Origin of the sequence: Psychroserpens luteus, assembly GCF_015319355.1 — a bacterium.
In the GTDB taxonomy this organism is placed as follows: domain Bacteria; phylum Bacteroidota; class Bacteroidia; order Flavobacteriales; family Flavobacteriaceae; genus Psychroserpens; species Psychroserpens luteus.
Genome location: NZ_JADILU010000001.1, coordinates 13,759 through 33,908, shown reverse-complemented (window position 1 = coordinate 33,908; position 20,150 = coordinate 13,759). Strand labels below are relative to the sequence as shown.

The 20,150-nt window shown below is 32.6% G+C and carries 20 protein-coding genes; 14 read left to right on the top strand and 6 right to left on the bottom strand.

The window, feature by feature from the left end:
- The first annotated feature begins 155 nt into the window (after nucleotides 1–155).
- The 11 genes from IM744_RS00175 (at nucleotide 156) to IM744_RS00125 (ending at nucleotide 6,263) form a co-directional block, all read left to right on the top strand.
- Nucleotides 156–398, top strand: coding sequence for a hypothetical protein (locus tag IM744_RS00175; RefSeq protein ID WP_194506066.1), 243 nt, complete (start codon nucleotides 156–158; stop codon nucleotides 396–398).
- 49 nt (nucleotides 399–447) lie between these two features.
- A complete protein-coding gene (locus IM744_RS00170) occupies nucleotides 448–744 on the top strand; it encodes an SMI1/KNR4 family protein (RefSeq protein WP_194506065.1) in 297 nt (98 codons plus the stop codon).
- Between the two features lie 340 nt (nucleotides 745–1,084).
- Nucleotides 1,085–1,570 (top strand): SMI1/KNR4 family protein, encoded by a 486-nt coding sequence (locus tag IM744_RS00165; RefSeq protein WP_194506064.1) that lies wholly within the window; start codon nucleotides 1,085–1,087, stop codon nucleotides 1,568–1,570.
- A 234-nt stretch (nucleotides 1,571–1,804) separates the two neighbouring features.
- Nucleotides 1,805–2,206 carry an SMI1/KNR4 family protein gene (locus tag IM744_RS00160; RefSeq protein ID WP_194506063.1) on the top strand — a complete coding sequence of 134 codons (402 nt, stop codon included), beginning with the start codon at nucleotides 1,805–1,807 and terminating at the stop codon, nucleotides 2,204–2,206.
- 247 nt (nucleotides 2,207–2,453) lie between these two features.
- Nucleotides 2,454–2,864 (top strand): SMI1/KNR4 family protein, encoded by a 411-nt coding sequence (locus IM744_RS00155; RefSeq protein ID WP_194506062.1) that lies wholly within the window; start codon nucleotides 2,454–2,456, stop codon nucleotides 2,862–2,864.
- A 202-nt stretch (nucleotides 2,865–3,066) separates the two neighbouring features.
- Entirely contained in the window at nucleotides 3,067–3,243 is a 177-nt protein-coding gene (locus IM744_RS00150; RefSeq protein WP_194506061.1) for a hypothetical protein, read from the top strand.
- A gap of 11 nt (nucleotides 3,244–3,254) precedes the next feature.
- A complete protein-coding gene (locus IM744_RS00145) occupies nucleotides 3,255–3,629 on the top strand; it encodes a toxin-antitoxin system YwqK family antitoxin (protein WP_194506060.1) in 375 nt (124 codons plus the stop codon).
- A gap of 89 nt (nucleotides 3,630–3,718) precedes the next feature.
- Nucleotides 3,719–4,222: an endonuclease V gene (locus IM744_RS00140; RefSeq protein WP_194506059.1), complete on the top strand. Its 504-nt coding sequence runs from the start codon at nucleotides 3,719–3,721 to the stop codon at nucleotides 4,220–4,222.
- A 263-nt stretch (nucleotides 4,223–4,485) separates the two neighbouring features.
- Nucleotides 4,486–4,914, top strand: a complete 429-nt coding sequence (locus IM744_RS00135) for a TIGR02594 family protein (protein ID WP_194506058.1) — start codon at nucleotides 4,486–4,488, stop codon at nucleotides 4,912–4,914.
- 178 nt (nucleotides 4,915–5,092) lie between these two features.
- On the top strand, nucleotides 5,093–5,521 hold the full coding sequence (locus IM744_RS00130; protein ID WP_194506057.1) for a phage holin family protein: 429 nt from the start codon (nucleotides 5,093–5,095) through the stop codon (nucleotides 5,519–5,521).
- A 130-nt stretch (nucleotides 5,522–5,651) separates the two neighbouring features.
- The gene (locus IM744_RS00125) at nucleotides 5,652–6,263 is read left to right on the top strand and encodes a hypothetical protein (RefSeq protein ID WP_194506056.1); all 612 of its coding nucleotides are present in this window, start codon (nucleotides 5,652–5,654) and stop codon (nucleotides 6,261–6,263) included.
- 49 nt (nucleotides 6,264–6,312) lie between these two features.
- On the opposite strand, the gene IM744_RS00120 is transcribed toward IM744_RS00125, so the two are convergent.
- The 3 genes from IM744_RS00120 to IM744_RS00110 all read right to left on the bottom strand — a co-directional run bounded on the left by IM744_RS00120 (nucleotide 6,313) and on the right by IM744_RS00110 (nucleotide 10,767).
- Nucleotides 6,313–8,190 carry a M1 family metallopeptidase gene (locus IM744_RS00120; RefSeq protein WP_194506055.1) on the bottom strand — a complete coding sequence of 626 codons (1,878 nt, stop codon included), beginning with the start codon at nucleotides 8,188–8,190 and terminating at the stop codon, nucleotides 6,313–6,315.
- Nucleotides 8,191–8,210: 20 nt separating this feature from the next.
- Nucleotides 8,211–9,830: a S8 family peptidase gene (locus tag IM744_RS00115; RefSeq protein WP_194506054.1), complete on the bottom strand. Its 1,620-nt coding sequence runs from the start codon at nucleotides 9,828–9,830 to the stop codon at nucleotides 8,211–8,213.
- Between the two features lie 61 nt (nucleotides 9,831–9,891).
- Nucleotides 9,892–10,767: an MBL fold metallo-hydrolase gene (locus IM744_RS00110; protein WP_194506053.1), complete on the bottom strand. Its 876-nt coding sequence runs from the start codon at nucleotides 10,765–10,767 to the stop codon at nucleotides 9,892–9,894.
- 176 nt (nucleotides 10,768–10,943) lie between these two features.
- Here IM744_RS00110 and IM744_RS00105 point away from each other — a divergent pair, with 176 nt between their 5' ends.
- Together IM744_RS00105 and IM744_RS00100 are read left to right on the top strand one after the other, a co-directional pair.
- On the top strand, nucleotides 10,944–11,252 hold the full coding sequence (locus tag IM744_RS00105) for a DUF202 domain-containing protein (protein ID WP_194506710.1): 309 nt from the start codon (nucleotides 10,944–10,946) through the stop codon (nucleotides 11,250–11,252).
- 33 nt (nucleotides 11,253–11,285) lie between these two features.
- On the top strand, nucleotides 11,286–13,064 hold the full coding sequence (locus IM744_RS00100) for an SLC13 family permease (protein ID WP_194506052.1): 1,779 nt from the start codon (nucleotides 11,286–11,288) through the stop codon (nucleotides 13,062–13,064).
- Here the strand turns inward: IM744_RS00100 and IM744_RS00095 are convergent.
- Complete coding sequence (locus tag IM744_RS00095; RefSeq protein WP_194506051.1) at nucleotides 13,061–15,265, bottom strand: SulP family inorganic anion transporter; 2,205 nt, start codon at nucleotides 15,263–15,265, stop codon at nucleotides 13,061–13,063. The genes IM744_RS00100 and IM744_RS00095 overlap by 4 nt on opposite strands.
- Complete coding sequence (locus IM744_RS00090; RefSeq protein ID WP_194506050.1) at nucleotides 15,262–16,110, bottom strand: universal stress protein; 849 nt, start codon at nucleotides 16,108–16,110, stop codon at nucleotides 15,262–15,264. The genes IM744_RS00095 and IM744_RS00090 overlap by 4 nt, the downstream gene beginning before the upstream one ends.
- A 139-nt stretch (nucleotides 16,111–16,249) precedes the next feature.
- On the opposite strand from IM744_RS00090, the gene IM744_RS00085 reads away from it, so the two are divergent.
- Complete coding sequence (locus IM744_RS00085) at nucleotides 16,250–18,097, top strand: cation:proton antiporter (protein WP_194506049.1); 1,848 nt, start codon at nucleotides 16,250–16,252, stop codon at nucleotides 18,095–18,097.
- A gap of 117 nt (nucleotides 18,098–18,214) precedes the next feature.
- Here the strand turns inward: IM744_RS00085 and lepA are convergent, their stop codons facing one another.
- Nucleotides 18,215–20,011 carry a translation elongation factor 4 gene (gene lepA, locus IM744_RS00080; protein ID WP_194506709.1) on the bottom strand — a complete coding sequence of 599 codons (1,797 nt, stop codon included), beginning with the start codon at nucleotides 20,009–20,011 and terminating at the stop codon, nucleotides 18,215–18,217.
- Nucleotides 20,012–20,150: the final 139 nt, after the last annotated feature.

Below are 20,150 nucleotides of genomic sequence, written 5' to 3'. Positions count from 1 at the left end.
AGGTAAATTAGAACTTAAAACAGATTTAAGAATTGAATAAAAATGGAAAAAATATTTATTTATAAAGGTTAAATGGAAGCTAACCATGATACTTTCTTAGTGTATTTAAAAGTCTTATAGATGCCTCTAAGATTAGAGATAGATATGCTGCAGATGTGCATAGAGAAATAAAATATGAGGATGAAAGTAAAGGTATTTACATATATGATGATTTAAATCAAGGATATTTATGTGAGATAGAGCTTAAAGGGTCTTTGGAAGATGCTCAAGCCTTCATTAATTCTATTACAGAAAAATTAAGGGCAAAAATGGTAACTCATCAATTTGAGTGGAACGAAGTTGATAGTAATGACTTTCAAATAGGAGAAGAGTACGAAGTAAGTTTTCAAGAGAATTAATTAATCAATTAAGAACCCACGGTATTTGCTGTGAGTTATCTACTTAATTATGGAAATACAATATTTACAAAAATTAAAAGAAAATAAAAAAATTGGTTCAGAAATAATTAAGGGGCTATCTAAAGAACATATTTTAGAAGCTGAGGAGAAGTTAGATGTTAAATTCCCTCTTGCATATAAAGAGTTTTTGTATCTAGCTGGTAGTTATTCTGGCAATCTACATATGCTTGAAACTGATCAATTAGAAATGTTATCTCTTGCTAGCGCTCGTCTGTCACGAGTGACGGTAAAGATTATTAAAAAAACCAAAAGCTACAGTTTAATTACTGTGGCTTTTGTATTTTAGATAAGCGTTTAGTTAAATTACTCATTGTGAGTGCACTCGTTACAAACGAGCGCCAGCGAGGGAAAGTATATTCTAATACTTTTATAAAACAGAAGATAAACTACATTCACAATAATCCTGTTATAGAAAAAATAGTAGCTAACCCAGAGGACTATGTGTTTAGTTCAGCGAGAAATTATGCAGATTTGGACAATGAATTAGATATCATACCTGTATTGATGTTTCAGTCTATGGCACGGACTGAAAGTCCGCGCGATCGGGATTACAAAATTTCAAAAAGATTTCCCTAATATTGATGTAACAAGAGTATGGGTAAGAACAAAATTAAAGTAATATTATAATGAAATATTTAAACAAAATAGTATCAGAATTAAATAAATTTGAGGCAGTATATAAAGGATGTTCTAAAGAGCAAATAAAGCAAATTGAAAAACTAGCAGAAAATAATCTACCTACTTGTTATGTAGAATTTTTGGAAGAAATGGGTCTTGATATGGATAGAAAATCGATAAACATGAGAGGAGGTTTTGTGGGAGAATCTATGTTTTATGAAGATTTATTTGATAATAAAGAAGCTTTGGAAGAGCAATTAGAAGAAGACGGTAGAACCGATTTAGAATTAACAGAAAATGATTTTGTGTTTTTCTGTTCACAAGGCTATATTTTTGCTTTTTTCAATCTAGACGAAGGAGATAATCCTCCTGTTTATGGTTATAAAGAAGGTTTTAATGGTGGAAATTTTCCAAAATTGACAGACACATTAGTTGAGTTTTATGAAAAGTATTTAGACGCTGGACAATCTCCATTTTCAAATTTAAATAAATAGACTTATAAATTCCCTGCTAGCGCTCGTCTGTCACGAGTGACGGTAAAGATTTTTAAAAAAACCAAAAGCTACAGTTTAATTACTGTGGCTTTTGTATTTTAGATAAGCGTTTAGTTAAATTACTCATTGTGAGTGCACTCGTTACAAACGAGCGCCAGCGAGGGCTACTTACAAACATTTAGGTTCAGCATCTCAATTTCAAAATTTATTTAATATAATAGAAAAATACTTATAATGACTACATTTAAAAACACAGAAACAAGATTAATAATTCAAGACATACTTGATTTTGAAAATACTTTTGATTTAAAACTACCTGAATCTTATAAATTACATATATTGAGATTCAATGGAGGATTTCCTGAAGAAGATTTATATTTTAAAAATCACCCGATTGATAGTTTTAGACCTATAAAATATGGTAAACGGACAGTTGAACACACAATAGAGTCTTTAAAAGGTTTTTTGCCTGAAAAAGTTCTACCATTCGGTTTTAGTACTAGTGGATACTTCTACATATCTTTAAATGAAAAAAACCATGGTAAAGTTTACATCATTTTTTCAGATGGTGAACCAGAACTTTTGTCTAGTTCATTTAATACATTTATGGATGGTTTAAGTGAAGAAGAATATTAATTTATTTATAAAAGTTTTATTGAAATTGCTTTATAAATATTCCGATAGCTCCTGCTAGCGCTCGTCTGTGACGAGTGACGGTAAGATTAAGTAATCAAAACCTACAATGTATTCATTGTAGGTTTTGTATTTTATAGATATAAGTAAAAAATACAAGTTTAATAGTAAGCTCATGAATTTTAAGATGATTTTCTTAGTCTGTGTTTTCGTCACTGGGAAGTAATAATCAATTAAAAAAACATTAATTATGTTAGAATTTAATACAACAAAAGAGTTGATCAGCTTATCTGATTTACAAAATTTAGAAAGTGCTCTAGGAGCTATATTGCCAGAAGACTACAAGACACATATGTTAAAGTATAATGGAGGTAGAGTTTCTTGGACCAAAAGCTATATTTTGGAGTATAACGGAAGTGAATATGAATTAGGAGGCTTTAAAGAACTCGATAAGGTAAAAGAGTTTTTTGAGTCTAAAAACCCAATACTATATCCTAAATATTTTTCGATTGGAGACATTGAAGGAGGTTATTTAGCAATGGGTTATCAAGAAGAAAATTATGGACAAATATTTGTTTACTTTTCAGATGAGGCACCTCAAAAAGTCGCTAATTCGTTTTCTGAGTTTTTACAATCGATAAAGGTTGTAAATGAAGAATAGTTTATTTAACGGTATAAGTTTGATAACGCTCCTGCTAGCGCTCGTCTGTGACGAGTGACGGTAAAGATTGGTAAAATTGCTAAAAGCCACAGTTTAATTACTGTGGCTTTTGTATTTTAGAGAAGTGTTTAATTAAATTAACCATTGTTGAGTGCACTCGTTACAAACGAGCGCCAGCGAGGAAATTTTATCAATCAATGAAATGCTTCATAAAATTGAAGGTGTTTTAAAAACTAAAAAGATTAAGATGACAGAAGATGTGTTTTCTGAAATGATCGGTTACAATAAGCGGTTTAATAAGAATGGAGATGTAATGGTTCGTTGTCTTGATTGTAACTTTCTAACTTATGATGTAGGATTTATTGAACAAATTTTTTAAAACAGATGATTATGACAAATGAATTAAAAAGACCCAATGTAATTAGGGTTAATGAAGATAAACTTGAGGACAAAGGACATGGTATTTATACAGGTGCTGAATATTGGCAGAATAACAAACCTTTTACTGGTTTTGCTGTTGCAAGTTATTATGAAAATGGAAATATAGCACTAGAAGTAGAGCATGCTAATGGGCAAACAATGGGTTGGCATGTTGAATATTATGAAAACGGAAAAATTAAATACGAGCGCTTAAATTACGGAGACTCTACAGTTGTTTTTAGATATTTTGACGAAGATGGAAACAAAACTAGAGAGTATTGGCCAGACAAAAAAAGTTATAATGAAGTTGCTAAAGAAACAGGGATGGAACCTTTAAACGAGTAGTTAGCATTTTCTATTATTAAAGTAAACTTTTCAAAAGCTACAATTTAATTATTGTAGCTTTTATATTTTACACCTTCAAATTAAACCTCATGTACCTAGCCCTAGACGTTCACTACAAAACCAACTACGCAAAAAGCGTAGGCGTCACATTTTTAACCAAAGATGATGAAGTGCCACAAGATATCATTATAGAGACTTTAAAAGATATTGAGCCTTACCAACCAGGTGAGTTCTACAAACGAGAATTGCCATGTTTATTGCAGGTAATTGCAAAAGTAGATCTCAATAGTATAGATGCTATTATAGTAGATGGTCATGTCTATATTGATAATGCTGGTAATTATGGTTTAGGCGGTTATTTATATCAAGCTTTAGATGATAAGATTCCAATAATAGGCGTTGCTAAACGTACTTTTCACGCTAATAAAGATACTGTTATAGAGGTTCTTAGAGGCACCAGCAATAATCCTTTACATGTGTCTTCAATTGGGATAGATTTAAATACTGCAGCACAATTTATCAAAGAAATGCATGGCGATCATAGGCATCCAACACTTCTCAAAACATTAGATACATTTACTAAAACCGAATAGTAACAAATTACAAAATTTAACATATTTTGTTTGTAAAATGTTTGTTTGTATTGTGTAATATGATTATATTTGTATTCGCTTTTCTAACAACGTTTACCGTTAGAATGCTATTTTTAAAATAGCAATTAAACAATTCGTGTTAAGTGGAAACTCATACAACCTAGGTTAATCCTGTTCTGGTTAAGAAATCTCCCATACTATTGGGACTCAAAGTAATCTTTGGTTAAGAGTTTGGTCTACTTAAAATTAATTCAAACATATGTATGAATCTATTATCAAAAGCGCTATCAGAGTATGGCGTTAAAGAAACCGTTGGCTCCAAAGACAACCTTAGAATTTTAAAATACTTTAATGAAACAGGTTTTGATGGTACAAAACTTAAAGATGAAACCGCTTGGTGTAGTGCTTATGCTAATTGGGTTGCAAAAACTGCTGGATATGAATATTCAGGACAACTCACAGCAAGAAGCTGGTTACGTATTGGTAACTCAACCGCAACACCTAAAGTTGGTGATATAGTCGTCTTTTGGCGAGAATCTCCACAAAGCTGGAAAGGTCATGTTGGATTTTTCATTAAAGAAACAAAAAACTATGTGTACGTCCTTGGCGGAAATCAACGCAACATGGTATGCATCAAAGCATATCCAAAACCAAAAGTGTTAGATTATAGACAACTAGCACATATTCAATAGGCTTAGGTTTTCGTAGAATTTAGCGACTTTATTTTTTCTTTTAGCAAGGCATAAATTTTCAAGCATAGCTGGCTATGTTTTAAAATTTAACGCAGATTAAAGGAAAAAGAAAAAGATAAAAATTCAAAAAACTAAGTGTATTGAGTATAAATTGAATAACCCATAAAAAACAAATGATATGGAAAAAGTAATCAAACTCGCGTTTTGGTTGCTTGCGCTCCTGTCTCCTGTCAACGCAGTTATGGTAACGATGGTTTTTTTAATCATTGTCGATTTTATTACTGGCTCCTATGCCTCAATAAAAAATCGAGTTCCCATTCGTAGTTCTAGAATTGGTCATACCATTTCTAAGTTTTTTATCTACAATTTGGTCATTCTGGCAGCCTTTTTTTTAGAAGAGCATATTGTCAATGAAGTACCATTTTTAAAGATTATTGCTGGATTTATCGCTATTACTGAGATCAAATCTATATTAGAAAACTACAATGCAATTTATGGTATCAATCCATTTAAAGCCTTGACTAATTTAATTAAGCTCACGTCTTTAAAAGATACTATAGATATTATTACAGACGACAATGCATCAAAAGATAAAGATGCAGAGTAAGTAACAAAACACATTACCATTTATGGTATCTAAAGCCAATGATGATCTTGGTCTAGTTTCAGGAAGCGAAACAGATCAAGATTGGAGGCTTTTATTTTCAGAATAAAACAACATCATAAACACAAAACCCATGAAAACAACATATTTTTCTGCGGAAAGATTGCTCCTACTCATTATTCTAGCAATTGTAGTATTCAATTTGCTAGCGAGACAATGTAGTAAGCCAATTTCCGAAGACACAAAAACACCAACTGTCACCATCGTTAGGGATACCATTTGGCAAACTAAAATAGATACGTTTAAAGTACAAACCTTAAGATACAAAACGGTCTATGTGAATAGAGATGACGTATCGACACTAAGTGAAACGCTCCCTGAGAAAACAGAGTCAACATCCACAATTGTTAAAGCAAAAGTCTATAAAGACACACTGCGCCACGACGACATCGATATTTTTAGTTACAACCTCGTAGAAGGTAATTTATTAAACAGTGAAATCTCCTATAAACTCAAAGTACCACGAGAAATCACAGTCACCAAAACGATAGAACACCCAAAAACCTATAGAAGTGCCTTTTTTTTATTTTCTGAAATTGGAGGCAACCAAACCCGTTTTGACAATTTAAGCTTAGGCTTACAATACAACAGAAAAGGAAAATGGTTTGTAAGTTACAGAGTAAATCTCAATCAAGTACAACAACCTACACACAATGTTGGATTTGGTGTTAGGTTGTTTAAATAAAAAAAGCCACAACAATTGTTGTGGCTTTTTAGTTTATTGTAATGTCATATTAGTTCGTTGCTGCAGGATACACATTATTATCCTTATTTACATCTGCCATCAATCCCTTAGGATCAATTTGCACAGATTTTATAGCTTTTTTAGACGCTTCTAAAGTGTAAATTGGATATGCCCAAGCCCAATCTTCTTTTACAGTCGCTGATGTTGGTTTTACACCACGCATCATACGTAAAGGGATGTGAAAATCCTCTGTAGAACCATCTATATAAGTTACTGTCAAGTCTAATGGCATTGGCATTAAACCAATTCGCTCTAAAGTTACTAGGTTACCTTGTGCCATTGTCACAGCATAATCTATAGTATTGGTTGTTTGCCCAAAATCGATGAGGTACCAATCTAATTCTAATCCAGAAACACGTTCTGCAGTTCTTACAAAATCCATTGGTTTTGGATGCTTAAAAGCCCAATCATCGTAATACTTTTTGATAGTCGCCTTCAAATTATCATCACCAATAATATAACCTAATTGAGAAATGAAAACAGCACCTTTACTATATGCCGAAGATCCATAAGCTCGGTTAATATTATAACGATCTGCATGTGTGGTCAAGGGTTGCTCATAACCAGAATTTGCTAATCTAATATAACCATTATAAGAACCAGCTAACGGATTGTCTTTTTTGTAATCCATAACCTCACCCATGGCCAAAGCAGAAATATAACTCGTAAAACCTTCGTCCATCCACTCGTGTTTTGATTCATTAGTAGCTAATAAAAACTGAAACCAAGTGTGTGCCAACTCGTGAGCTGTGACACCAACTAGGCTTCCGTAACTACGTTTTCCTGTGATAAGTGTTGACATGGCATATTCCATTCCGCCATCACCACCTTGAATTACCGAGTATTGATCGTAAGGATATTTCCCAATATGCTCACTAAAATACTGCATCAATTCAACCGTTTTTGGTTGCATTTTTTTCCAGCTTTCTAGGTTCTCTTTTGGTAGGTCTTTTTTATATAAAAAGTGAAGCATCGGTCCATTAGGAACTTGCATCGTATCATGAATATAATCTTTATCTGCAGCCCAAGTGAAATCATGAACATTAGGCGCAACAAAATGCCAGGTATTTGTTTTTCCTCTTTTCTTTTTTACTTTTTCTTCGGAAATGTAACCGTAACCAATCTTGTCTGCATTTTGCAAATTACCAGTACCACCAATAATGTAGTCTTTATCAATTGTGATTTTCACATCAAAATTTCCCCAAACACCATAAAATTCACGTCCTATGTAAGGATCTGCGTGCCAACCTTCGGTATCATATTCTGCTAATTTTGGGTACCATTGTGTCATTGAAAGCGCAACACCTTCTTTATTATTTCTACCAGAACGACGAATTTGCTCAGGTACTTGACCAACAAATTTCATATCAAAATCTACAGTTTCTCCTGCTTTAATAGGAGTCTCTAAATCTACAATCATCACAGTACCTTCAATCTCGTAGTTTAGTTTTTTTCCATTAAGTTTAAAAGAGGATACTTTTATAAATCCGATTTCATTGTCTTTTAATTTTGAAATGCGACTTTCGTAAATAGGGTTTTCTTTAGTACCAAGATTGGTGACCATTCTACCATCTGGATCTTTGATACTTTGTAATCTTGCATCCATTTCACTACCAGGTTGAAAAGCATTAAAGAACAAATGGTAGTACACACGATTTAAATCATCTGGTGAATTGTTAGTATATTCTATGTTTTGTTTTCCAGTAAATTGATAGGTTTCTACGTCCATATCAATATCCATTTTGTAATCAGCTTGTTGTTGCCAATAATGGTCTGTTTTGTATTCTATTTTGGTGTTTTGCGCATTCATTTCCGAAGAAAAAAAGGTGACGCATAACAGTAAGAGTGTGCTAAATTTATATATCATAATTGTTTTTTCTACGTAAATTAGTTGGCATTTGCCATTTGTGACGCTATAATCAACGCATTATAGGCGTTAACGATTCTTCCAGATGTTGAGATTTCACTAAGTGATTTTACTTGTTTATTTGTACCTACAGTTACTTTTGCTTTGATAGGTAAGCCTGAGTCCATTAAAATTTTCTTTACTTGAGCAGCAGTTAAATTTGGATATTGTGAGCGAATCAATGCTGCAACTCCTGCAACATTTGGAGCTGCCATAGAGGTTCCGCCTTGATATTCATATTCGTTTTCTGGCATGGCAGAGTAAATATCACTACCTGGAGCAAAAACGTCAACATTCACTTTTCCGAAGTTAGAAAAATCAGATACCATCGTTGAGCCATATTTATAAGTTATCGATCCAACAGTAATCATATTATCTGAAACTTCTGGTCCAGTACCAACTGCATCGTTAGGATAATTGTGAGCTACATCAATGTCTTCACTATCATTACCTGCTGCATGAACAAAAAGGACATCCTTTTCTGCAGCATATTTAAGTGCATCACGAACCCAATCACTGTGAGGTGAGAATGATTTACCAAAACTCGCGTTGATGATTTGTGCACCATTATCTGCAGCATAACGAATTGCTAATGCCACATCTTTATCATACTCATCTCCATTTGGTGTAGAGCGAATTGCCATAATTTGAACATTATTAGCAACACCATTTATTCCTTTATTATTGTTACGTTCTGCAGCTATAATTCCAGACACGTGTGTACCATGACTTTCGGCTTTTTTAGAAGGTCTTGGGTTGTTATTTCCATAACCTGGTTTGTCATTTAAGTCATTAGGATCATCACCTGTTTTACGACCTTGTAAGTTTTTATTAAGGTTGACGTTAAGTCTATCATTAATTTCTTCTAAGCCTTCTTTAAACACTTTCTTAGCATTTGGTACAGACTCTAGATCATTAGCATATACAAATTGAGCAACTTGTATGGCTTGACTTAATTTTTCGTCTTCAGTTTTAATTGCGAGAATTTCTGCTTTGGTATAATCTGCTTTTCCAAAATGTTTTGTCAACTCATCATCTGCGAAAGTCATATACTGAAGGTTTTGCTCGTAACTTGTTTTATAGCCTAAGTATTTTTGATATTCTGTATTATATAAAGCTTCTGCTTCTGCATATCTAGGAGCATTTTTATCTCCAGAGGCTAATAATCTCACATATTCTAATTGCTCATCATAGCCATCACCAACAAAATTCCAACCGTGAATATCATCAATGTAACCATTGTTATCATCGTCTTTTCCGTTGTTCGGAATTTCCTTTTTGTTAGTCCAAATCACACCATCTAAATCTTCATGATCTATATCTGTACCTCCATCAATAACAGCAACAATAACCGTTTTTCCTTTTCTGTTTTTAATAATTTCACTGTAAGCTTTGTTGACACTCATTCCTGGAATGGTGTCTTGAACCAAATCTAAATGTGACCACGCCTTTTTTTGGCTTTCAGTAAGTGCAGACTCTTTAAGAGGTGAGGTGTCAATGTTTTCAATTGGTGTAGAAAGCACACCTGTTGTTGCGCCACAACCAAATAAAGCGGTTGATAATAATAGGGTATATAAAAATGGTCTAAATAGGTTTTTCATGGGCTTTTATATATGTTTTTTTGAAAGCGATAGCGTTTATTAAAATCGTTTCAATGTGTTTTTAATTAAATATATCGTTTGTTGTAAATGTATCTTTGAGTCGTACACCTTTTTCGGTATGTTGTACGGTTATAATTTCATTGTGAGCATCATGCTCAAGAAATAAGTAGTAATTGTTATCTGCAGCTAGATTTAGAAAGCGCTCTTTTTCATCTAATGTTAATAGAGGCCTTGTGTCATAACCCATTACAAAAGGCAATGGTAAATGACCAACTGTTGGCAATAAATCTGCCATAAAGCAAATGGTTTTTCCGTTGTAGTTAATCATTGGGATCATTTGTTTTTCGGTATGACCATTGGCAAAAAAGATATCGAATCCTAATTGAGAATTCTTTAATATATCTCCCGTATGACTATCGGGAAGCGGAAGGTTGGTGAATTTCAATTGACCACTCTCTTCCATAGGTAAAATATTCTCTTTTAAAAAAGATGCTACTTCTCTTTTATTTGGTTTTGTTGCCCAATCCCAATGGTTTTCATTGCTCCAAAAATGTGCATTTTTAAAAGCGGTTTCGTAACCCGTTTTGTCTTTGTTCCATTGCACGCTTCCGCCACAATGGTCAAAATGTAAATGGGTCATGAAAACCTCTGTAATATCATCACGATGAAAACCTTGAGTTTTTAAGGACTTATCAATGGAGTCGTTTCCCCAAAGGTGATAGTAACCAAAAAACTTATCACTCTGTTTATTTCCCATTCCAGTATCGATTAAAATCAACCTGTCGCCATCTTCAATGAGTAAACAGCGAGCTGCAATGTCTATCATATTATTGGCGTCTGCAGGATTGGTTCTGGTCCATAAAGATTTAGGAACCACGCCAAACATTGCTCCTCCATCTAATTTAAAATTACCAGCATTTATAGGGTATAATTTCATAAGAGTAAATAATTGAAATGCAAATTACTAAAAGCAATAAACATTGCTTGAATTTGGAGGCAATTATTGAGGTATTTTTAACATTTTTAAAGCTTCTTTATCTTTTTTAAAATTAAAAAGATTTAATTTTATACTATAAACCCTTTTCTATGAAACGCAAATCCAAAGTCAAAAAAATGAAACTATTGCGATTTGGTCGTGATTTTGAGCCAGATCAAAAAGTAATATTGAGAGATTACTTAGCAATAGAAAGAACTCGATTAGCAAATGAGCGCACCTTGCTCTCGTATATTAGGTCATCACTTTACTTGTTATTAGGAGGAATAGCTTTTTTTCAACTTAAAGAATTCTCTAATTTTAAGTATTTAGCATTATTATCTTTAATTTTTAGTGGTATATTTTTCATAATAGGAGTTTATAGATTTACATTGTTAAAAAAGAGTTTAAAACAAGTTTATTATAAATCTGAGGAGCAAACAAATTAGTTGGGTTAATGGGTTTTAAATACTGTATATGTTATGGATTTGATTATTACATTTTCTATAATTCTATTTGGTGTTTTTCTTTTTGTGAGAGATTACTTTTCTATTGATACAACTTCAATATTAATAATGGCGATGTTTATCGTCGCAGGTGTTTTAAGTCCCGAAGAAGGTTTTTCTGGTTTTAATAATCCTGCAACTATTACTTTGGGCTGTATATTTGTTGTAAGTGGAGGTGTATTTCACTCTGGAATTTTAGAAGGGTTAAGTACCAAAATCGTTAAAATAGCCAAAACAAATTATCTAATTGCACTTATCGTTTTTTGCTGTATTTCTGGCTTTTTTTCAGCGTTTATAAATGATACAGCTGTAGTTGCACTATTACTTCCAATAGCTTTAAAAGTTTGTAGAGAGACAAATATTAAACCTAGTAAGTTATTAATGCCAATCTCATTTGCTGCATTATTTGGAGGAACGTGTACTTTAATTGGCACATCAACAAATATTTTAATAAGCAGTTACGCAAAAAAATATAATGTTGAGGAGTTTGGAATGTTTGAATTTAGTGGAGCTGCTTTATGTCTTTTATTGATTGGTTTCGCTTACATTTTTATAATAGCACCTTTTTTATTACCAAAAAACAGAGATGAAAATGATGATTTTACTAAAAAAGCAGAATCTTACATTACAGAGCTTTTTATAGAAGATGATTGTAAAGATTTAAATAAAGTTTTAGGAAAATCTCAACTTGTAAATGATTTTCATGTAAATGTGCTTTCAATTTTAAGGAATGGAGTTTTAAAACATAGTTTTGGTTTAGATACAAGAATCTTAAAAGGTGATATTTTAAAAATCATAGTTCCTCCAGAAACTCTATCTCAGTTATTAAATTTTGATGGTTATACAGTTAAGGGCAATAACCGAATGAAAGTAGCCGAAGAGAAGTTTAAATCTTTTAACCTTTATGAGGTTATCATCCCTTTTGGCTCTAGCTTATCTGGAGCGTCTTTAAAGGAAATTAATTTTAGAAGGCAATACAACTCTTCTGTTATTGCAATAAGACATCGAGGACAAAATAAGTTTGATAAATTAACAAATATCAAGCTTAGAGAAGGTGACATGATGCTAATTCTTGGTCAAGCAGAAGAAATTAACAACTTAGAATCCAATAGTTTAATTGTTAGACTGTCAGAATACGAGAAAAAGAAAACCAATTATAGAAAAGCTATTCCAGCAGTATTAATAGGTATTGGAGTTATTCTAGCTGCATCATTAAATATTACATCTATTTTAGTAAGTGCCATGGTTGGAGCATTACTAATGGTTTTGACAGGGATTTTAAAACCAATTGAAGCTTATAAATCGGTAGAATGGAAAGTGATATTTATGATGGCAGGAGTATTGTCAATGGGAACAGCTTTAGAAAAAGTTGGTGGAGCAAGCTTAATTGCAGATTTTATTAAAGAATCTTTAGGTCAATATGATGCTCAAATTACATTGAGCTTAATTTATTTGGTAACCTTTATTAGTACTAATTTAATTTCTAGTAAAGCTACAGCTGCATTGATGGCACCAATCGTAATCACACTTTCTAATGCCATGAGTATTAGTGAGAGACCATTTCTTATTGCGGTTATGTTTGCGTGTTCACTCACGTTTATGACGCCTATGAGCTACCCAACAAATACAATGGTTTATGCACCTGGAAATTATAAATTTAAAGACTTTTTAAAAGTAGGAACACCACTTAATTTGATAATTTGGATTTCAGCCTCATTCATAATCCCATACTTTTTTCCTTTTAATACTAATTAATGGGTCTTCGGAATCACAACTTTTAAACGTTTTCCAAAATCTAATAGTGCTTTAATTTCCTTTGTGCTTGCTAAACGTTGCTTGCTAAAAATAAGTAAACTACTTCCATTTGATTCTATATGGTAATATGGATTACACTCAAAAAAGTGAATTAATTCATTAGTAAAAAACGCTTTTATGTCTACAATATTTTCACCTACTAAATGAAATCGTTTTGAGAAATCTTGGTGATCATCAAAATTGATGTCTGTAAATCCAGCAATCGCATACACTTTATCCATTATGGTTTCTCTATCTAATGAGAATACAGGAATCGTTTCGTTTAAATCGATATGTAGCATAGAAGTTCTTACAACCTCTTTGGCTATAAATTCACCTTCAGAAAACTCAATATCAAATAACTTAAAGTTCGCATTAACGTCCTCTAATTCATTATAAATATAGTTTGGTTGTTTTGTTTTAAAGAACAAAAACGGATCTAGAAATACCGTGTTTTTATTTTTATCTGCACTGTAGATAAGATTATAATCTTTTGCAATAGTTTCAAGGTTTTCTTGTCTTTTTGTAAGGTTGTATCCAAATAATGTAGGTACAGCAACGATTTTTCGTAATGCAAAAGGATGCTTAGAATCTGCATCGTGCATATCTAATCCTACAATATCAAAATGACCTCCACTTTTTGTGAATGCGCTTTGATAGTTGTTAAGGTTTTCCATAACGGTATGATCTACAAAGTCGCACATAGAAAAATCTACAATAACATCATTATCTGTAGAGATAGCGTTGAGTTTTTGTTTTAATCTGTAAAAATTAGCGAATGTGCAAAAATGCTTAACACTAACGTAGTAGTTAGATTTGTCATCATCTTCTTTAAACATCAATACGTTTGGTTTTATCCAATGTCTCAAAAATAGAGTGACGTTTTTATTGATGATAAAATGTATTATTATAGTCGTGATTACACCAGCAGTAATTCCTAGAATCAATCCAAATTTTAGAGTGATAAGAAGTGTCACAAAAAAGATTATGAGTTGTTCTTTTCCTACGGAAAATATTTTCTTTATTAAATCTGGAGATGCTAATTTATAACCTGTATATACTAAAATAGCCATAAGAGCAGGCAACGGAATGCGAGTTAACTGAGAACTAAACACGACAATAAAAATGACAAGAAAGAATGCATGAGAAAAGTTTGAAGATCTATTACTTCCTCCATTATTTACGTTTACAGAACTTCTTGCAATTACAGTTACAACATTTAATCCACCAACAAAACCACTTCCAATTGTTGCTAGTCCTAACGCTTTTAAATCTCTATTTACATTAGAACGACGTCTTTCGGGATCTAATTTATCTACAGCCTTAATACTTAAAAGGGATTCAATACTTGCGATTAATGTTAGTGATAATACACTTCCCCAAAATGCTAAACTACCAATTTTTGCAAATGAAATTTTTGGTAATTGAGTGGTAATTTCAGCAAACGTAGGAATTGCAGGTATCATATACTCCTTTGCAATTGGATTGTCTTGATGTAGAGCTAATTCAAAATAGTAACTAAAGCCAATTGATAGAACAACTATCCACATTGGAGCTGGAATTAAATGCCAATATTTATTTCTAAGTTTTGGGTAAAATATCATAATTGCCAAACTTATTAGTCCAGCAATAGCAGCATAAATGAGACCTGTATTTTCGTAATGTAACGCATCATTTATAGTAAATGGAATTTCAACCAAGTAATCAATAGTATTATCTCGAGTGATTTTATGACCAAACATAATGTGAAACTGCTTTCCTAGAATTATAAGTCCGATTGCTGCAAGCATTCCTTGGATGGCAGAGGAGGGAAAAAAGTCAGCGAGATTACCCATTCGTAAAAAACCGAGTAACATGATTAATACACCAGAGCAAATAATGGCAGCAAAAGCACCTTCTAAACCAAGTGCTGTAATAGCTACCAAAGTAACACCTACTAATCCATTTCCTGGACCTGTTATGGTCACATGACTTCCGCCTAATATAGATACGATTACACCACCAACGATTGCGGTAATAACTCCAGCAATTGCTGGCGCATCACTTGCCATAGCAAGACCTAAACCTAATGGTAGCGCAATTAAACTTACCACAAATCCCGAAAATATATTTTTAGGGAGTTGCTTAAAAAAGAGCGCTATGTTGTTCTTTTTTGGTGTCATTGAATGATTAAAACATCAGTTGGTAGTTCAGATAAAATATATTCAATATCATGTGGGAAAAGACGATCCCAAAAACTGGTTTTGCTTGGAGCATTCATCACTAATAAATCTGCTCTAACAAATTGAGCATAGTGACCAATACTATAACCTCGTTTACCAAAAATAGATTGCGTTTTTGTGATAATTTGAGCTTTATAGTCTTCAGGGATTTCAGAAATAATTTGATGTACCCTAGAATCTTCTCGCATTTTTAGACGAGCTTTAATGATGTCAGATTTCCGAAGAGATTTATCATCATCTACACTAACAGCGACTTCTTGTTTTGTGATTTCTTCAACAATCGTAATTTTTTTAGATTGTAACTTATGAGACATATAATATGCTGTGGTAATGGCCTGTTTTGTCTTAGGATTGTCTAAACCGTTAACAACAATATGCTTACAAGGGATGCGTTCTACAGATGGTTTTATGAGTAGTAAAATAGAACAATTTGCCTGTCTTGTAATTTTTCTAGCAATAGTTCCCAAATAATATTGTACAAAATTTTCCTTTTGGAGTGCTCCTAAAATTAATAGATCCACCTTTTTTTCTTCGGAAACTGATAAAATCACATCAACCGGATTACCTGTTTTAAAAACAAGGTCGTAGTTGAGGTTGTCTTGTATGAAAGGTTTTATGATCTCTAGGATCTGTTGTTCTTTTTCATCAGACTTTTCTCCAACATGAATGAGCACCAATTTACTCTCAAAAAAGAGAGATAATCGTGCAGCTTCGTAAAGGTTAGCTTTTAGGTTTGGAGAAAATGCGACGCCAATACCTATGGTTTTAAAATTTTTGTTGGTCAAATGCTATAAAATCAATTTTGAGGGTAAGTTAATATTTTTTTTGTGGCTTCTGAAATATTTGGACTTCTCATAGTTTTTAAACCCTTTTTTAGAGCTGTTATAATAGTTTCAATTATATTTAGCCTTCAAAAAAAGATACATGTTAGAATTAGCAGGAATTATCATCTTAGGTATATTGGCACAATGGTTCGCTTGGAAATTTAAAATCCCAGCGATACTTCCATTGATTTTAATTGGACTATTAGTTGGACCAATTGCAGCAGAATACTTATCTGAGGATGGCAGCAAATGGATTGAGCCTATTTGGAACGGTGAAAAAGGGTTGTTTCCTGGCGAAAGTTTATTTTATTTTGTGTCTCTAGCCATTAGTATTATACTTTTTGAAGGTGGATTAACTCTTAAAATGAGTGAAGTAAAAAATGTAGGTCCTGTAATAACAAAGTTAATTTCTTTAGGATCTATAGTTACATTTTTTGGCGCAGCAGTAGCTGCTCATTTTGCATTTGACTTAAGTTGGGAGATTTCGTTTTTATTCTCAGGACTTATAATTGTAACAGGTCCCACAGTGATTACTCCAATTTTAAGAAACGTTCCATTAAAAAAAGATATCTCGGCAGTTTTAAAATGGGAAGGGATTTTAATAGATCCTATTGGAGCATTGGTAGCGGTTTTAGTATTTGAGTTTATTACTGTTGATGGAGGCGGAGAATTTACAAAGACTGCGTTAATAGAATTTGGAAAAATTGTATTATTTGGAGCAACTTTTGGATTCACATTCGCTCACGCTATGAATTTTATTATCAATAAAAAATGGGTACCACACTACTTATTAAATGTATTTGCTTTAGCAGCAGTTTTAGGTGTTTTTGTATTGTCTGACACGTTTGCACATGAATCTGGATTACTTGCAGTAGTTGTGATGGGAATGGTCTTAGGGAACTCAAACTCTCCGTACTTAAAAGAGTTACTTTACTTTAAGGAATCATTGAGTGTTTTGTTAATTTCTATCTTGTTTATTCTTCTTGCTGCAAATATAAATATGAGTGATTTATATTTAATTTACACATGGAAAACAGCAGTATTATTTGCTGCGGTTGTTTTTATTATTAGACCTGTAGGTGTATTTTTGAGTACATATGGCTCTACTTTAAAGCTAAAAGAAAAAGTTTTTATTAGTTGGGTTGGACCACGAGGAATTGTAGCAGCTGGTATTGCATCACTATTTGGATTAAAACTAGCAAAGGAAGGTGTTCCTGGAGCAGAATATATAACACCTTTAGTATTTATGATTGTTTTAGGAACCGTATTGTTAAATGCTACAACAGCTCGATTATTTGCTAAGATGGTTGGTGTGTTTTTAGAAAAATCTGATGGAATATTAATCGTTGGAGCCTCTAAAGTATCAAGACTTATTGGTCATTATTTAGAATCTAACGGAAGACATGTGGTTTTAATTGATAGTAATCAAAGTAACATTAATAAGGCTCAAGAATTAGGGTTAGAAGCAATAAACACTAATATTTATTCTGATACTTTGATGGATAATATAGAATTGAATGATGTTGGTTATTTAATGGCATTAACTGGAAGTAATGATATAAATAAATATGCTATAAATAAATTTAGTGAGCAATTTGGAGAAAATGGCTCATTTAGATTGGTTAGTATAGATGAAATGCATGATAGTGACAATAATCCTAAAGAAGGTTTATTTTCTCACACAGATGATTATACGACACTTAGTAATGTTGTTAGAAAATTCCCGAGTATCCAAGAAATTGAGTTAAAAGATAAGTCGCATTACGAAAGCTTAATTGAACTGTCAGATAACGATAAGGAGATTATTCCGTTATTTATTAAAAATGAAGACTCAGAAATCAAAATTATATCTTCTTATAATAAGGATATTGAAGAGATAGGTGAAAACTGGCATTTGGTTTATTTAGGTAAGCCTTTTGATGTTGAGGTTGTTGCACAAGAGGAATAAAAAAATTCCTGCGAAGGCAGGAATCTATTTTTATAAAGTGCGATAAAATAAATGAAATAAACTTTTTCTTCGGAAGTAAAAAACGCCTTGTTTACTCAGTTATTCTTGTTTTATTTATTAGTCATTCAACTTCAAAACAGCCATAAACGCTTGCTGAGGTATTTCTACATTACCTACTTGACGCATACGTTTCTTACCTTTTTTCTGCTTTTCTAATAACTTACGTTTACGTGAAATATCTCCACCATAACATTTAGCTGTTACATCTTTACGTAAGGCTTTAATGGTTTCACGAGAAATAATTTTTGCACCAATTGCAGCTTGAATAGGAATATCAAACTGTTGTCTTGGGATTAATTCTTTCAATTTCTCACACATTTTCTTACCAATGTTTTGTGCATTATCAGTATGAATTAAGGCTGAAAGTGCATCTACAGTTTGACCGTTTAATAAAATATCTAAACGAACCAATTTTGAAACTTTCATTCCTATAGGAGAATAATCAAAAGAGGCGTAACCTTTAGAAACTGTTTTAAGACGATCATAAAAATCGAAGACAATTTCAGCAAGAGGCATTTCAAAAGTTAATTCGACACGTTCAGGTGTTAAATAGGTTTGATTTAAAACCATACCACGTTTCTCAATACAAAGCGACATCACATTTCCGACGAAATCAGATTTTGTAATAATAGTAGCTTTAATATAAGGTTCTTCAACACGATTTACTGTTGTTGGTTCTGGTAAGTCAGAAGGGTTATTTACAATAAAAGGTACATCTGGATTTTTGTTAGTGTATGCATTATATGATACATTGGGAACTGTTGTAATAACAGTCATATCAAACTCACGTTCTAGACGTTCTTGAATGATTTCCATGTGAAGCATTCCTAAAAAACCACAACGAAAACCAAATCCTAAAGCTGCAGAACTTTCTGGTTGAAAGACTAACGACGCATCATTAAGTTGTAATTTTTCCATAGAATTACGAAGCTCTTCGTAATCCTCAGTATCTACAGGATAGATACCAGCAAAAACCATTGGTTTTACATCTTCAAACCCTTCAACAATATTAGTAGTTGGGTTTGCGAAATCTGTGATAGTATCTCCAACTTTGACTTCTTTTGCTGTTTTAATACCTGTAATTAAATAACCAACATCACCAGCTTTTACACTTTTCTTTGCGACTTGAGTTAATTTTAAAGTACCAACTTCGTCTGCAAAGTATTCTTTATCTGTAGCGACAAATTTAATCTTTTGTCCTTTTTTTATTTCGCCATTAAAAACTCTAAAATAAGTTTCAATACCTCTAAAGGTGTTGTATACTGAGTCAAAAATCAATGCTTGCAATGGTGCATCTACATCTCCTTTAGGTGCAGGAACACGCTCTATAATTGCTTTTAAAATGTTTTCAACTCCAAAACCTGTTTTTCCACTTGCATGAATAACTTCCTCTGGATCACATCCTAGAAGTTCTACAATATCATCTGTAACTTCCTCTGGATTAGCACTTGGTAAATCCACTTTATTAAGTACCGGAATAATTTCTAAATCATTTTCTAAAGCTAAATACAAGTTAGAAATGGTTTGAGCTTGGATACTTTGAGCAGCATCAACAATCAATAGAGCACCTTCACATGCAGCAATTGATCGAGAGACTTCATAAGAGAAATCAACGTGACCAGGAGTATCAATAAGGTTGAGTACATATTGTTCACCCTCATACGTATAATCCATTTGGATGGCATGTGATTTTATAGTAATACCACGCTCACGCTCCAAATCCATACTATCTAATAGTTGATCTTGTTTTTCACGAGCAGTCACAGTACCCGTAAAATCGAGTAAACGATCTGCAAGTGTACTTTTACCGTGGTCAATGTGTGCAATTATGCAAAAATTCCTAATGTTCTTCATATACTCTAATTCGTCTCCGTAAAGATTTGCAAATATAATCGAATTATTATGCATACAATATTATAAATTTTTACAAAAAGCTGAATTACTGAGGAAAAACCGTAAATAAGATTCAAAAACAAATAGTATATTGCAATAT